The organism is Microcoleus sp. CZ3-B2, assembly GCF_036705055.1.
Taxonomy (GTDB): domain Bacteria; phylum Cyanobacteriota; class Cyanobacteriia; order Cyanobacteriales; family Microcoleaceae; genus Microcoleus.
Genome location: NZ_JAUBTN010000054.1, coordinates 8,668 through 24,265 on the forward strand (window position 1 = coordinate 8,668; position 15,598 = coordinate 24,265).

Genomic DNA, 15,598 nt, shown 5'->3' on the forward strand with positions numbered 1-15,598 from the left:
CGGAAATTCCCAACTCCGACACAAAACCTGAAAATTCCCCAGCGACAGAAACCAAAAATCCGACTGTTTCGGAAATTCCCAACTCCGACACAAAACCTGAAAATTCCCCAGCGACAGAAACCAAAAATCCGACTGTTTCGGAAATTTCCAACTCCAAGACAAATTCGACTGAGACAAAACCTGAAAATTCCCCGGTAGTTGAAGACAAAAATCCGATTGTTTCGGAAACTCCCAACTCCGAGACAAAACCTGAAAATTCCCCGGTAGTTGAAGACAAAAATCCGACTGTTTCGGAAATTTCCAACTCCCAGACAAATTCGACAGAGACAAAAACTGAAACATCTCCCCCAGTTGAAGACAAAAATCCGACTGTTTCGGAAATTCCCAATTCCGAGACAAATCCGGCTGAAACAAAACCTGAAAAATCCCCAGTAGTTGAAGACAAAAGTCCGACTGTTTCGGAAATTCCCAATTCCGAGACAAATCCGGCTGAGACAAAACCTGAAAAATCCCCAGCGACAGAAACTCAAAAGCCGACTGTTTCCGAAATTTCCAACTTCCAGACAAATCCTGTTGAGACAGAAATCGACGAAATCACAGGTGACACAATTGAAAAACCCGTCTTTATCCAACCAGAAATAGCGACAATACCCACAGAATCCACAGACATTCTCACTGGGGAAATTGAAAACACCTCCCCAACTCTTATCGACAGCCTCGAAAATGCCGGCGAAACTGCTGACAATTTACCGCTACTTTCAGACGATGAAATTTCCACACTGTCGGAAACTCTCAACAGCATACTCGCCCAACAATTCCCTAACATTTCCTCCACAGCATCCATCCAAAACTATCAACCACCCGCATCAGAATATCCAGAATATATAGTTGCCGACAACCAAACTATTATTCCCGAAATCGCTGTCACGCCAAACCATCACTCGCAACAATCGGAAAATCTTATCGCCGACAGCGACAATCAGTCGCCAACAACCACTGACGAATATGTAAACCCCAACTTTGACTCCGAAAACAGCACAATTACTCCCGAAATATCATCCGACAAAAACAATCAGCCAGACAACTCACACAATATCATCGCCGACTCCGAAATCGCAACTGCAACAGACAGCAACTCCGAAACAAACATCAACGAATACGCAGTCACCCACACGGAAACCCAACTCCAACAGGAATTACGCACTCAGACTAAAGAAACCGGGTTTTTTGACGAAAATACTTCGTTGTTACCAACAGATTCCGTAAAAAACCCGGTTTCTGGGCCGTCAGTAATTCCTAGAGAAACAATCGCTAATTCTTCTCAACAAAACCAACCATTTATCGGTATTATCGACACGGGCTTCACAGCCGACAATCCTAACATCGATTACAGCCAAATTATCCTAGGAAAAGATGTAATCGACGGCGACAATAATCCCCTACTTCAACCAAAGGAAGGAAACCAACACGGCGACACAATTTTAGGAATTATCAGCGACTCCCACAATCAAAGCGATACAAAACAATCTCCTACTATTTGGTTGGGAAGGGCAACCGGTAGCGGCAACTGGCAGCAATCCCTGATAGAATTTGTAGACACCGCCATTGCTGCAAAACAACCCAACGCCGTCGTCAACCTCAGCTTCGACTTAACCCAAATCAATCCCGACGGCACGCAAACCACGCGGCACAAACTGACAGCAGAAGAACAATCAGCACTTAAATACGCTCAGGAAAACAACATCCTGATTGTAGCAGCCGCCGGTAACGAAGGAACTCTCCTATCCGCACTCGGACAAGCCTCCACAGAATTCGACAACATCATCACCGTCGGCGCATCCGAAAACAACAACCGCGCCGCCTATTCCAGCTACGGAGGCGGTTTAGATATCCTAGCACCAACCAGCACTGCACAAACAGCAGAAACTTCAACAACCGAAACCAAACAAGGCACATCAATCGCAGCCGCTTTCGTCACAACTACCATCTCCAAAATGTGGGCAGCCAACCCATCCCTAAGCCGCCAACAAATCAAAAATCTCCTCCTGAAAACAGCAACAGACATTGACGTACCCGAATGGGACGAAAGAACAGGATACGGAATTCTCGACGCAGAATTAGCCATTGCTACAGCAGCAGAAACCCTCCCCACAATTCCCGTATTGGCAGCAGCTAAACTCTTGACAAAACCCTTAATTGATGCTGGTACAAATACCGACAATTCTGCCAATTCTACCGCAGCCAAACCCTCAGAAAGAGCAACTGCAACCACAGCCCCCGGCACGCCAAAAACTACCAGTACCTCAACTGGAAACAGCAACGAAGGCACTAGCTCTTATACCACAGAATTAGCGCCATACACAACTACCTCTACCAGTAGTTCCAACGGCACAGCCATTACCAACTCTCAAACTAATAGCAACTTCTCAAACACAGAATCAAGCTGGGATCAAAGTGCTGTCGAAACCAACAGCAAGGGCAACTATTTTAACGAATCCACAAGCGATAGCAGCACAAATACGGATACCTACACCACCAAAAACTTTTCCCAAAACTCAACAGAAAACAAAAATCAATCGCAGCAAAACTACAGCCGAGTTAAATACGAAGGTACTAGCGCCGACCAAAGTTCATCCAATCAAAAATCCCGCAGTTCTTACAACTATACCACTCCCGCCTATACCAGAAACGATGCTTCAGAAAGTTATCGAAACAGCAAGTCTCAATCCGACAGCCAATACGGTACGAACCTGAGCATAGTTAACGGCAACCGCCAAGATGATTGGGGTTCCAAATCAACTTCAAACATTCGCTCTACTAGCAGCACCGGCAGTTCCGTCAATAACAGTTCAACTCAAGTTCAAGGAAAAGCCGATTGGACGAATAGCAGCAACAGTAGCAGTTATAATAATACCCACAGTGGCGAAGAAACCACAGTTAGCAAATCTGATTCTCAAAGCAACAATACCAGCGGTTTCTCCAAAACTAATAACAGCAGCGACAACTATTCTGTAATTAACTCAATCTGGGATAACTCTACAACCGATGGCAAAGCCGTCAACAGCAACACCCAAGATAGTTATTCTGAATGGAACAGTAATGCTAACAGCAGTTACGATGACGGCAAATCAAAAAGTACCACCAATCAAGACAATTACACCGTCAATCAATCTCAACAAACCAACAGCAGCAACGGCCCTAATTATTGGCTAAACAATCGCAACAATAATTACTCGGTAACTCAGGGAAATAACACGCAAAATTACAAAGACGGGCCGCACACTAGCAGTCAAAATCAAGATACTTATTCCGTCAGCAAGTCGAAATCTTCCAGCAGCAACAGTTCGGGAAAACCTAGTTCTCAAAACGAGCAATCAAATTACTCCGAAAATAATGCTCGGTGGGAGAGCGAGTATAAAGTTGATGCTTACACGACTCAAAGCACCAGCGACGAATCGACAATAGCAGCCAGTAAAAGTAACAGCAGTACCGAGGGCAGTAATGCCAATTCATCTAGCAGTAGCGATGCCTCTAGGACTTGGAATTCACAGACAGTTACCACTTATAAAGATGGTCGAAAAACTGAGAGTGGCAGTTCGACTTACGAGAAATGGTTGATCGAAAGCACTTACGATACTAAAGGTTTAGTGAGTTCAGTCTCCAAGTATTCTAGTTGGAGTTCGAGTTACAGCAAGTCTTATTTTAATGGGGGTTACAGTTGGACGGAAACTCTCAGCGGTTCCGAGTCAGAATCAGGAACAAAAGGAGGTATTTATACGAGTAGTGGCAGCAGTTGGAGTTGGTATCGCAGCGGGACTGTATGGGATGATGGTCGGAATGATTGGAGTGAGAGTTGGTCGAAGTCTAGTTGGAAAGATGGCAAGTATTTGCCGAGTGAATCTGAGTCAAAAAGGGGAGGATTTGACCCGAAGGGGACAGGGACGCAGGTGAATGATGTGCCGAATTTTGGGGAGGCGCCGCGGTTGAATAAGGCTCCGAAGAATTTGGATGCGCCAGTGGATTTGGTGAAGCCTCCGAAGCCTAGTGATGATATTTGGATAATACCGACTGTGATTATTAAGGAGGCTCAGTTTAAAGATGTTTTCTTTGGTAGTGGTGGCTATGATTCGCTTTCAGGTGGGAGTGGGAATGATGATTTAGCTAATAATCCTCCTAAGCCAAGAGGTGGTTCAAATCCTCCTCCGCTGCTCCCTCCCGATATTGATGACGAAGATCTGAAAAAGTGCTACGACCTCCTAAAAAAAATCGAGGAGGTGCTATATCAAGGTTTCATTAATGAACAAGGATACTTTGAAAAATCACTGAGAAAGCGCGAACAAGATTTGCTGAATGATAATAATACTAATCGTCTTTACCAAGCTCACGTTGCTGCTAGAGCAGGATATCCTGAAGCTGAAAATCGCAACATGGCTGACGGTAAAGGGTCATGGACAGGACATCAGGACAGATACAGAAAAGTGCAAGAAAATTTACGTAGATTACTGAAAGAATTGGATTATTCTGATTGTGACGATTTCGACCTAGAAGCACTCGGAGCTGAAGATTTAGTGAATACAGCTAGGGAATATGCTGATAAAGAACCTCCTGAACAACCACTTCCTCCCAGTCAGCCAAATAGGTTGCTACAACAGGCTTTTGCACTTGGTGCAAAGCTCAAAGATGGTATTTTAGTAGTAGTTGAAGGAACATCAAACTTTGTGATTGCCATCTTGGTAGGGATTGCAGCGATTTTGTCACTACCTTTTCGGATTGTGCCTAGGTCTTGACCTGCCTGTTTTCCCAATCACTAACTGCGAAAATTGCCCATCTGAAGTCACACAAAAAACTGTATGGAACTTGCATATCCTTGGAGAGACTCTGATTGTCTCGAATGGCTGAGAACATTATCTCTACCCACCCTGCCGTGGGTAAACCAGTTTCTATTTCTCATGGGGTTGCCAAAACCTGTAGCGGAGCAACCGCAAGTCTGGCAGTCGATATATGCTCGGGCTATGATGGACTATGAAACGTGTCTGGAAACCAGAGATTGGGAGATAGGAACACCTGGTGGACGCGCAAAACTCGAACAACAAATTGTTAAAAAGGCACTGTTAGAACTGGCAGCTCAGTCAGGACTAAAAGTAGCTGTGGAGTTAGAACAATGGGTTTTGCTGCACTTTTTTTGTGGAGAATTCAGAGCGGCAATGTTTTCATGGCAGCCTGTTCTGACAGGTACTTATAGGCAGCCAAGACCGGGGCGTAAACCAATTATACTTCCTGTAGTATTAGCTTCACTTATCCCAGAAATTAAGAATTTAGTGAGTTATGAGCTAAGGAATGAAATCCGAAATAATTTGAGGAATGTTGCACCGCCACCACCAGAATGTCTTAATCCCGATGAAAGGAGTGACGAGTGTTTTGAGGTATTGCTCATATATGAGGCAATTGAGCAAACATTAACAGTGAAAGCTTTACAAAAAATTGCTAAAGCAATCAATGAGACAGAAAGAAAAGAAGTGATGGCATGGGTAGAGATGTATGCCCAAAATCGCAAATATTTGATCCAAATAGAAAAGCTTTGTGGAGATAAATATTTGCAAGTTGAACAGCCTCGCCCAAGGTTACCATCAATATTGGACAATATTTGACCTTTCTCTGATTTGCGATCGAATTATTGTCGATAGTTTTACTTGTCAGAGCGATCGACATTACGGGCGATCGCTCCTATGCTCTAATTTTTGTGTAATATGCTCTGAGGGGCGATACGCAGTTCTGTGAAAGTGCGATCGACACGATCATAATTATGGCAACAACTCTGCGGGATCTCGACATTACGGGCGATCGCTCCTATGCTCTGATTTTTGTGTAATATGCGCTGGGGGCGATACGCAGTCCTGTGAAAGTGCGATCGACACGATAATAATTATGGCAACAACTCTGCGGGATCTCGACTTTACGGGCGATCGCACTTTCATATAGAGTCTATTTGACATCTTTTACGGGCTTGTGGTAACTTCACTATAAAAGCACAATCCAGCAACCATGTCTTAATGATGATTCTGGTTTGATTGAGATGTTGAGTAAAAACATCGATTATTTCAAGTTTAAACCTGCGAACATTCCTCAGATTACGATACTACGCTTACCCTGGCTATCAGCCAGAACATCTCACAGAAGATTTTAAAAAAATGGCTCCACAAGTTATGACAACAATCAAGTTTGCTCTCTCGAAAAAAACATCTAAACAAGACAAATAAGTAGAGGAAAAATCCGGCTTTGTACTGGTGAGAGCAAGGTGGGGAAGAGAACGGTCAAATGCTTGGGTGGAAAGATGTAAAATTTGAGTCAAAAATGTTGAGAGAACTTTAGATAACGCGACTGTCAAGCTCAAGCTTTGTTTGATTCTACTGATGCTTAAAAGGCTTGCACCCTCTTGTTAGAATTCAAATGGGTTCTATACAGGATATAAATCATCAACCTGTCTGTATAAAAATCTAGGATAATAAAGAGTTTCAAAGTCAATAAATGACTAGACTTAAATAGATAATTGTTCCATCTTTGTAATAGGCGTATCATGTCCAAAATCATCTCTGTTCACTCTTACCGGGGCGGCACTGGCAAATCGAACACGACTGCAAACCTGGCATCTATTATCGCTCGCGACGGAAATCGGGTCGGCATTGTAGACACTGATATTCAATCGCCGGGGATTCACGTACTGTTCGGTTTCAGCGAGAGCAACATGGATCGCTCCCTGAACGATTATCTGTGGGGCCGATGTCCGATCGCCGAAACGGCCTACAATGTCAGTTCGTTACTGCCAAAATTAGCGAATAACGGCAACCTCTTCCTCGTTCCTTCGAGCATTAAAGCAGGGGAGATAGCGCGAGTTTTGCGCGAAGGCTACGACGTGGGACTGCTGACCGACGGCTTTCAAGAACTGATTGACGCTCTGAACTTAGACTACCTATTTATCGACACGCACCCTGGGCTCAACGAAGAAACCCTGCTCAGCATCACGATTTCCGATATCCTGCTGCTGATTCTGCGTCCGGATCAGCAAGATTTTCAGGGAACGGCTGTCACGGTAGATGTGGCCCGCAAATTAGAAGTTCCTAGGATTTTGATGACGATCAACAAAGCCCCAGAATCTCTGGATTTTGAGGATTTGAAGCAGCAAGTAGAGAGTATTTACAACATCCCAGTTGGCGGGGTGCTGCCCCACAGCGAGAAGATGATGCTGCTAGCGAGTAAGGGGGTGTTTGCGCTCCAATTCCCTAATGACCCTCTAACTAAGGTGGTGGAAGGGATTGCCAAACAGATTATCGGATAATTTGTGTGGTGAGGGTGATTAGGGCCGAGTGCGGTAGTTTCGATCTCAATTCCTGAAAAACGATGTCCCCGAGTGCGCCCGCAAGTCCCGGGGAGAAACTTTCACAGGCGACAAGATTTGCTTGAAGAGAAAGGAGAATGGCGACAAAATGAGATACAAATAGATTATGAGAATTTTGTTAAAAAACTTGAGGAGGAACACTCATGGAATTTGATTGGCGCATACTAATAGTATTGATGCCCGTCTTGTTGGCAGGCGGCTGGGCTGCTTACAACGTCGGCGCTATAGCTCTCAAACAAGCGCAGAAATTGTTGAACAAGCAAACTTAAACTCAGCATTTTCACCGGTAATTTCGCAGCCGACTGTTTCTTGAGATACAAAAACAGTCGGTCTCTTTGTGCCTTGGCTTAACAAGAGCGATGGCTGATGCGATTGGCTGCGGGCGATTGGCGAATGATATCGTGTCCGGTGGATTGACATATCTCAGATGGGATCGCGCGTGCGTCAGTCAGAGCCTGCATAAGAGCGGACTCGGGGACACAGGCGCGAACTGTTTTTGTGATGGTAATCTACCGGACATGATATGACTTACTGGATTGCGATCGTGGTTTGGAACAGGGGTAAGGCAGTTGCCTCATGTTTGGGAATTTGTTTGATTTTTGACCTGAAGGGCAATTTACGACTCTAGAGAGAGTCTGTGCAAGCCAAACAACAGTTATATTCAGGACTTGTGCAGAAACCGGGTGCGATCGGACAAAAATACAGTCCCGGACGCACCTACACACCTAGAAACCGGGTTTTTTTACTCGTTCTGTGGGTGAGTGCGAAGGAGGCGCATAGAAAAAACCCTGTTTCGACGCACCCGTGCGTAAGTGTTCAAATAGTTGGTAGCAAGTGCTACCGGGTAAGAGAAACCAATTGTCTATATTAGACGAATCCCATAATTCTTGTGGATCGGGCGCATAGAGCCTGCTCTTTAGAGGTTGTTTGGAATTGGTCTATTGGGGCAAAGGCGTAAGTGAAGAGCTTGATGTTTTCGGCTGTACTCAGCACTTGTGATGAGATGGCCATACAAATATTTAGCAAGTACGTTCCGGCAAAAAATATGAGACAATCGCCAAAGTATTTGCGCTGAAAATCGCCCTAAAAACTGCGAAGTTTAACCAATAGGGAATATCTGTCAAATTGTCAACGTTTAACTCCTATATCTAAGGATAGATTATGCTTTTTCCCCGATCGAGCGGCATTTTACTCCACCCAACATCTTTTCCCAGCCGATTCGGTGTTGGGGACATGGGCATAGAAGCATATAAGTTTATTGATTTTTTAGTGGAAAGCGACCAGCAATACTGGCAGATATTGCCGCTGGGCCCTACTGGTTACGGCAATTCTCCTTATTCGTGCTATTCAGCAATGGCAGGAAATCCGATGATGCTGAGCCCGGAAATTCTGCGGGATGAGCAATTGCTGTCCGATGAAGATTTAGATAGTTTGCCGGAATTTGCGCTGGATACTGTAGAATTCGATCGGGCGATCGCGCACAAAATGCCTCTGCTCAAAAAAGCCTGCGAAAACTTCAAAGCGAAAGCATCGTCGGTGCAGCAAAAAGAATTCTCGGGTTTTTGCCAAACCAAAGCGTTTTGGCTGGAAGATTATGCCTTATTTATGGCACTAAAAGATAGCTTCAACGGAGCTAGCTGGCACACTTGGGAACCTGAAATTGCCCGACGCAAACCGGAGGCGCTAGACAAGTGGCGGCAGCAACTAAATACTGAGATTTATTACTACAAATACGTCCAGTTCGAGTTTTTCCGCCAGTGGACAGAGTTGAAACGCTATGCGAACCTGCGCGAAATTAAAATTATTGGCGACATTCCGATTTATGTAGCTCACGATAGCGCTGATGTGTGGTCGAATCCGGAATTATTCTGTTTGGATGAAGCAAGCGGAGAACCAGCTTTAATGGCGGGTGTTCCGCCGGATTACTTCAGCGCCACAGGTCAATTGTGGGGCAATCCAGTCTACAATTGGGAGGCGCTGCAAGCAAATAATTTTGAGTGGTGGGTGCAGCGTTTTGAAGCGCTTTTCGATTATGTAGATGTGAGCCGGATCGACCACTTCCGAGGATTTGACGCTTACTGGGCGGTGAAGCGCGGGCAGGATACTGCGATGGAGGGAGAGTGGATTAAGGCGCCGGGAACGGCTTTGTTTGAGGTAATTAATGAAAAGTTTGGGAACTTGCCGATTATTGCTGAAGATTTGGGGGTAATTACTCCTGAAGTAGAGGCTTTGCGCGATCGGTTCGAGTTTCCGGGTATGAAGATTTTGCAGTTTGCTTTCGGCGCGGGCCCGGAAGATCCTTTTTGGCCTTTTAATTACGATCGCAACTGCGTAGTGTACACGGGCACCCACGACAACGACACGACTGTCGGCTGGTTCAATCAACTCCAACAGTACGAAAGAGATGAGGTTTTTCGTTATTTGGGCTGTATCGATCCCCAAGGAATTCACTGGTCTTTAATTCGCATGGGTTGGACTTCGGTTGCTAATTTAGCAGTTGTGCCGTTTCAAGATTTGTTGGGTTTGGCTACGGACGCGCGGATGAATTTTCCGGGGAAAGCAGACGGAAATTGGGGCTGGCGGTATCGGCGCGAAGCTTTGAATTGGGAGGTGCGCGATCGGCTAAAAAACATGACTTACATCACCGGGCGCACTCCTAATAAAAATTGAACAAAAATTGGTAATTGGTAATTGGTAATCTGCTCGTGTCCGGTCAATTATATCAATTCCGGTTGCACTCATACATGATGTTAACGGTTAACGGTTAACGGTTAACCGTTAACCGTTAACAGTGAATTTACTATTCCGATGCTATCGGAAACGATATTACCCCTAACAAAAATGGTTCGTAGTGCGTCCTAGCTTCCGCTTTCATGTTACGGAAGCTAGGACGCACTACGAACCTAATTAAGAGCGAGTGCGGTTAATCGATCGCGGATGATAGGAGTCAATAAAGAAGGAGATTTTTATTAAAACTTATCGACGGCTAGCTATTAACTATTTCCGATTGCCTTTTTCCGATTAACCTTGATTTTTGGAATCGGCTGAAGGCTTGAGTTCGTCTGCTTTAAAAATAAGTTCTTTGGCGACTCCGGGGTTTCCGATTAGTTCTGGTTGTCCGTTATTCACAGCAATCATTACCCCGCCGGCGTTACCAGCTACAACTACCAATTTGCGATCGGCTTCCCAGGTTTGTACAGTCCCGGTCGGCAAAATTCCCTCAAATTCTGTTTTGCCATCGACTTCAATCTGCATCCAGGAATCTGCCTTAAAAGTGAGGCTAACCATCACTGGTTTGTTGCTAGATTTATTGGGATTTTGACCGGTTCTTGCTGCTTCGACAGCCTCGTAACTATTGGGTTTCTGTTTTTTTGAGGCGCTCGATGCTGAGGCTGCTAAACGAGCTTGTTCTTGCTTCCCGAGGGCTAGTTCTTCGGCTGTGGCATCTTTTTTGCCTGTCGCAGAATTGCCCATCAAGTGAGATAAGCCGTTGACTGAACAGATAATTAGAAATGTGTAAAAGATGTAGAGGTGCATCGGGCGCAATTGAGGCCCATCTTGCCAGGATAGCTTGGTACTCGATCGCGCTGGCGGTTCCATCGGGAAAAAGTCCGCAAACTGATTTCCGTCCAAACCCATTGCTTCGGCGTAGCGCTTGATCAAACCTTGAGTGTAGACCGGTTCGGGGAGTTGGTCGAGTTGACCTTCCTCAATGGCTTGCAGGAGATTCCGGCGAATCATTGTTACCACGGCTACTTTGTCCAAAGAAATCGAATGCTGTTCGCGGCACTGCCGGAGTTGAGCTCCTATTTCCGCTAGCTTATTTTGAGGTGGTTCGGGATCTTGGGGGTGCAGTTTTTGCTTAGTTGTTTTGAAGAATAAAAACAATAAATTCTTTGTCATATGCTGTGCTCCTCGAGATTTGCTGGCACGCTTATTGATGTTAGGTTGACTAGATTCCATAAAAAAATAATTTCTGCATCTTCTAGGGGGCGGTAGCAGCCCGGTGGCAATATTGGCGAACCTGGCTGCTGCAATAGAATCGGGCCAATGGCTGTGCGGTGCAGGCGTACCACGGGATATCCCAACTGCTCGGCAATACGCCGAATCTGTCGGTTTCTCCCTTCTGATAGAATGATTTCTAACAGAGTTTGGTCTCCGGCGCGATCGAGAATTCTCACTTTTGCGGGCAAAGTCTTTCTGCCGGACAGAATGATGCCCTCACGCCACGCTTGCAGTATGGTTTCCGGGGGATCGCCCCGTACCCAAACCTGATAAGTTTTGGCGATCGAGTGACGCGGATGGGTCAAACAAAATGTCAGCTTACCATTATTGGTGAGCAAGAGAGCGCCTGTGGAATCTGCATCTAAGCGTCCTACGGGGTGAATGCCTTGACCATAGCGCAATTTTGGTGGTAATAAGTCGAGAACTTTCGATCGGGCTCTGGGATCGCGGCAAGTAGAAACTACGCCTGCTGGTTTGTTGAGCAACAGATAGACACAAGCGGGTCGATCCGTTGGTTTCACTGGCACTCCATCGACTTCAATCAAATCGCGATCGGGATTTGCTTTTTGTCCTAAGCGAGCAATATTGCCATTAACTCGGACTCGTCCAGCGACAATCATCTGTTCTGCCAGACGGCGAGAGGCAATGCCCCACTGGGCGAGAATTTTTTGCAGCCTTTCATCAGACATGACGGGAGTGTGGGAACCGCCAACACAGGAGCGTTGGGGGATGAAATACAATAGGGTTAATGGATTTAACCTTACTACCAATGTTGAATTCCTAGTCGGAATAAATTTTTATGGTGGGCAATCCTTACATGGCGTTGGGCCCGGTGTAGATTGTCCCGATAAGATAACCCTGAATCTTTTTTTGCAAAAACTACGAGGGAAAGACTCGTGGCAAGCTATCGCCCCGCCGTTAGTTTGCTGTTAATTTGAGAGGTGTGGGTCTGACTAGACCATAATCAACACTACCATAAATCCCGTACATCCGGTTAAATTGATACGCTCGATCGCTAAATTTGCCTTGGGATCGCACAAACTGGGTTTGTGAGGCTGGATGCGAGTCCCAGTTAAAGTTCTGTGCTTGAATATTAAGGCTTATATTTTTTAATGGTTTATGACTGTCGATCGCAACTCACTTCAATTTGACAATCAATCTGGCGCTGCGAGCTCTGATGGAACTGCTAATCTCGCCGAGGGACAAGGAACACCACCGCCTGGTAGAGGCAGCCGGATCGCGAGTTCGGTGCTGTCTCCGGCGGTGCAGTTGTGGCTGCGATCGCAAGTTCAGCAGGTTGACGAGTTGAAGGTGAAAATTGAGGGGAGCGATCGACAAATCTTCAGCGGTGCGATCCCCAAAGTAACGGCGGCCGCCAGCGGTGCTGTGTATAAAGGATTACATCTGACGGAAGTTGCTATAGAGGGCTGTGGCATTCGCATCAACCTCGGTCAAGCTCTCAAAGGCAAGCCCCTGCGCCTGCTCGAATCCGTTCCCGTCACGGGCGTTTTGAGGCTCGCTCAAGCGGATTTGAATGCGTCGCTGAAAGCACCTTTGCTGGCTGATGCTTTGAGCGAATTTTTGCTGCCAATGTTACCGCTGACAGATAGCGAAAAATCTCTGAAATTGCAAGATTCTCAGATAAAAATTGAGACGGGGAAGTTGACGCTTTCGGCGACAATTTTGCGCGCTGGCGGTAGCAAAATTCCTTTGGTATTGCGGACTGGTTTGCGGATTGTCAGCGGTAGCGAATTGATGTTTGAAGCACCAGAAATAGAAATCGATGGAGAATTAAAGAGTAGTGATTTCAATGATTTTAAAATTGATTTCGGACAGGAAGTTGCAATTGATGAGTTGATTTTGAGTCCGGGGGAGATGGTTTGTCGGGGTGGAATTAGAGTTTTGCCTTAGTTAGTTAACTGTTGACTGTTGACTGTTGACTGTTGACTGTTGACTGTTAACTGTTGACTGTTGACTGTTGACTGTTGACTGTTGACTGTTGACTTTAACCTGATTCCTCGGCAGAGCCTGGAATACATACCCCAATGCCCAATCCCCAATTCCCAATGCCCAATGCCCAATGCCCAATGCCCAATGCCCAATGCCCAATGCCCAATGCCCAATTCCCAATGCCCAATGCCCAATTCCCAATTCCCAATTCCCAATCCCCAATTCCCAATTACCGATTAATTAAAAAAGAGTCGATCGCGGGTAAGAGCAAAATCACAAAATAGTAGACTAAGGGCGCGGTAAAAACATAACTGTCAGTGCGATCGAGAATGCCGCCGTGACCGGGGATCAACTGTCCCGAATCCTTAACCCCCGCGTCTCGCTTCATCATCGACTCAGTTAAATCTCCCAACAAACTAGCAACACCAATCAACAAACCAAAAACAGCCCCAGTATAGGGCCACCCAGGCCATTGTAAATACCAAGACCCGGCGACGGCCACGGCGATGCTGCCGCAAACACCAAATACGGCACCTTCAACGGTTTTTTTGGGGCTGATGTGGGAGAGGCTGGTGCGGCCGAAGAATTTGCCGACAAAATAAGCCCCAATGTCAGCGGCCCAGATGCAGAAGAAAGCCAGCATCAGCGAAGTCAATCCTAAAGATAGGTTGCTGTGACTTGTCCAAGACAGGGACGGGTGAATGTTAACGGGCGCATTGCTGGCTACTGTTTGCGAAAATTGGGTTGTAGCAATATTTGCTTGGTCGAAACCGACTCGCAGCCGTACCCAGTAGCTAGGTAAATAACCGCCGTAGAACAATCCTAAAATTGAGGTAGCAATATCGGCGATCGTGGATAATTTAGGTTGGAATAACAGGTAGAAACAGATTAAGGTTCCGGCTAGGGGGAACATCGCGTCTACAAATTGCGGTGCCAGGGCGGCAGTGATTAGCAGGCCTTGACTGACAGCTAAGGTAGTTTTGGCTGCGGGTGCAATGCCTTTAGCCCTGGCTAACTGAAAATATTCCAATTGACCGAGGTAGACGATGACTCCAAAACCGAGGGTGAAGTACCATCCCCCCATAATAATCATTCCCAAAGCAAGGGCGATCGCAACTATTCCACTCAGGATACGGGACCAAGGCATAAAATGAATTTCTCACAGCAGATGGTAAATCGGTCGATTTTGGATTGGAGATTTGAGATTTGAGATTTACAAGGGCAGATAAATCTGGGACATTGAACCTCAGTCCAAATTTTGGTGAGCGACGATTGTACGTGCCGCGGTATCCGTCTTTGGGCTGTGATTCGATGCAAAAATGCAAAAATGCTGCGATGCAAGAATTGTTAAGGTACGGCTTCCTCCCTTGCACGGGCAACCCCCATCCCCAATCAATCTTCCAAAATCTCAACTCAGGCGGTCAATCCAACTATGCTCGCCCTCATTCTTAGTATGAACGTTAAGCGAACTTAAAAAAGGTTAAGAATTACATTTTAGGAATGGGAATGGGGCATCGGGAATGGGGAATGGGGCATTGGGCATTGGGTATGTATTCCAGGCTCTGCCGAGGAACCAGGTCAACAGTTAACAGTCAACAGTTAACAGTCAACAGTCAACAGTCAACAGTCAACTGACTTCTAATCCAGCTTTTCGCCACTGAGAATGAAGATGGGATTGACGGCGGCAAAGGTTTGACTCAGGCCGCGAGTTTCCAAACGGTTGACGGCGGACTGGACTACTTCGATGTTGCGGACTTGCAACTCGGCGAAGCTTTCGGAAAGGGCGTAAAGATTTTCTAAATTCGATGCTGTGGCGACAACTCGACCGCGGGGCTGCAAGTACCGCCAGACTTCCTTGAGAATCATTTTAATGGGGCGACCTCCTTCGATGCAGACTCGGTGGGGGGGTTGGGGCAGATTTTCGAGGCATTCCGGGGCACTGCCTTCTATGACTTCTACGTTGTCGAGCTCGAATCGATCGCAATTTCTGCGAATCAAGCTGGCTACTTCTTCGTCCCTTTCGACGGCGATAATCCGACCTTTGGGACAAAGCAAACCTGTTTCTACAGCAATTGTACCAGTACCTGCACCAATGTCCCACACTACTGAATCTGCTTGCAGTCGCAGGTAGGAGAGTAACAGCAGTCGGACTTCTCGCTTACTCATGGGAATTCCTGGTAAACGTTCAAATAAGTCATCGGGAATACCAGGAGTCACGTAGGGCCAAAGCATAGTTTTATTTTTAATGGA

General features: G+C 46.1%; 11 protein-coding genes. 6 read left to right on the plus strand and 5 right to left on the minus strand.

Annotation, left to right across the window (positions count from 1 at the left end; genetic code table 11):
- From QUA97_RS21075 to malQ, 5 genes are all read left to right on the plus strand, one after another.
- A partial coding sequence (locus QUA97_RS21075; protein WP_333195835.1) for a S8 family serine peptidase occupies nucleotides 1–4,787 on the plus strand: 4,787 nt, incomplete at its 5' end.
- A gap of 63 nt (nucleotides 4,788–4,850) precedes the next feature.
- Entirely contained in the window at nucleotides 4,851–5,648 is a 798-nt protein-coding gene (locus tag QUA97_RS21080; protein ID WP_333195836.1) for a hypothetical protein, read from the plus strand.
- 926 nt (nucleotides 5,649–6,574) lie between these two features.
- Nucleotides 6,575–7,333: a MinD/ParA family ATP-binding protein gene (locus QUA97_RS21085; RefSeq protein ID WP_194070525.1), complete on the plus strand. Its 759-nt coding sequence runs from the start codon at nucleotides 6,575–6,577 to the stop codon at nucleotides 7,331–7,333.
- A gap of 203 nt (nucleotides 7,334–7,536) precedes the next feature.
- A complete protein-coding gene (locus tag QUA97_RS21090) occupies nucleotides 7,537–7,662 on the plus strand; it encodes a photosystem II protein Y (RefSeq protein ID WP_194070524.1) in 126 nt (41 codons plus the stop codon).
- 892 nt (nucleotides 7,663–8,554) lie between these two features.
- The gene (gene malQ, locus QUA97_RS21095) at nucleotides 8,555–10,063 is read left to right on the plus strand and encodes a 4-alpha-glucanotransferase (RefSeq protein WP_194070523.1); all 1,509 of its coding nucleotides are present in this window, start codon (nucleotides 8,555–8,557) and stop codon (nucleotides 10,061–10,063) included.
- A 351-nt stretch (nucleotides 10,064–10,414) separates the two neighbouring features.
- On the opposite strand, the gene QUA97_RS21100 is transcribed toward malQ, so the two are convergent.
- Nucleotides 10,415–11,296, minus strand: coding sequence for a helix-turn-helix domain-containing protein (locus QUA97_RS21100; protein WP_194070522.1), 882 nt, complete (start codon nucleotides 11,294–11,296; stop codon nucleotides 10,415–10,417).
- Nucleotides 11,293–12,087: a pseudouridine synthase gene (locus tag QUA97_RS21105; protein ID WP_194070531.1), complete on the minus strand. Its 795-nt coding sequence runs from the start codon at nucleotides 12,085–12,087 to the stop codon at nucleotides 11,293–11,295. Before QUA97_RS21105 ends, QUA97_RS21100 begins: the two co-directional genes overlap by 4 nt.
- A 430-nt stretch (nucleotides 12,088–12,517) precedes the next feature.
- Between QUA97_RS21105 and QUA97_RS21110 the strand changes: the two genes are divergently transcribed.
- Nucleotides 12,518–13,309, plus strand: coding sequence for an LmeA family phospholipid-binding protein (locus tag QUA97_RS21110; protein WP_333195839.1), 792 nt, complete (start codon nucleotides 12,518–12,520; stop codon nucleotides 13,307–13,309).
- Between the two features lie 94 nt (nucleotides 13,310–13,403).
- Here QUA97_RS21110 and QUA97_RS21115 read toward each other — a convergent pair whose 3' ends face one another.
- The 3 genes from QUA97_RS21115 to cbiT all read right to left on the minus strand — a co-directional run bounded on the left by QUA97_RS21115 (nucleotide 13,404) and on the right by cbiT (nucleotide 15,580).
- The gene (locus tag QUA97_RS21115) at nucleotides 13,404–13,577 is read right to left on the minus strand and encodes a hypothetical protein (RefSeq protein WP_333195841.1); all 174 of its coding nucleotides are present in this window, start codon (nucleotides 13,575–13,577) and stop codon (nucleotides 13,404–13,406) included.
- A complete protein-coding gene (locus QUA97_RS21120; RefSeq protein WP_194070520.1) occupies nucleotides 13,578–14,495 on the minus strand; it encodes a phosphatidate cytidylyltransferase in 918 nt (305 codons plus the stop codon). It abuts the gene before it with no gap.
- Nucleotides 14,496–14,986: 491 nt separating this feature from the next.
- Nucleotides 14,987–15,580, minus strand: a complete 594-nt coding sequence (cbiT, locus tag QUA97_RS21125; protein ID WP_194012222.1) for a precorrin-6Y C5,15-methyltransferase subunit CbiT — start codon at nucleotides 15,578–15,580, stop codon at nucleotides 14,987–14,989.
- Between the last annotated feature and the right edge of the window lie 18 nt (nucleotides 15,581–15,598).

Coding starts and splice junctions, on each gene's coding strand:
- QUA97_RS21080 (WP_333195836.1), top strand. CDS start 4,851: ATGGAACTTGCATATCCTTGGAGAGACTCTGATTGTCTCGAATGGCTG.
- QUA97_RS21085 (WP_194070525.1), top strand. CDS start 6,575: ATGTCCAAAATCATCTCTGTTCACTCTTACCGGGGCGGCACTGGCAAA.
- QUA97_RS21090 (WP_194070524.1), top strand. CDS start 7,537: ATGGAATTTGATTGGCGCATACTAATAGTATTGATGCCCGTCTTGTTG.
- malQ (WP_194070523.1), top strand. CDS start 8,555: ATGCTTTTTCCCCGATCGAGCGGCATTTTACTCCACCCAACATCTTTT.
- QUA97_RS21100 (WP_194070522.1), bottom strand. CDS start 11,296: ATGACAAAGAATTTATTGTTTTTATTCTTCAAAACAACTAAGCAAAAA.
- QUA97_RS21105 (WP_194070531.1), bottom strand. CDS start 12,087: ATGTCTGATGAAAGGCTGCAAAAAATTCTCGCCCAGTGGGGCATTGCC.
- QUA97_RS21110 (WP_333195839.1), top strand. CDS start 12,518: ATGACTGTCGATCGCAACTCACTTCAATTTGACAATCAATCTGGCGCT.
- QUA97_RS21120 (WP_194070520.1), bottom strand. CDS start 14,495: ATGCCTTGGTCCCGTATCCTGAGTGGAATAGTTGCGATCGCCCTTGCT.
- cbiT (WP_194012222.1), bottom strand. CDS start 15,580: ATGCTTTGGCCCTACGTGACTCCTGGTATTCCCGATGACTTATTTGAA.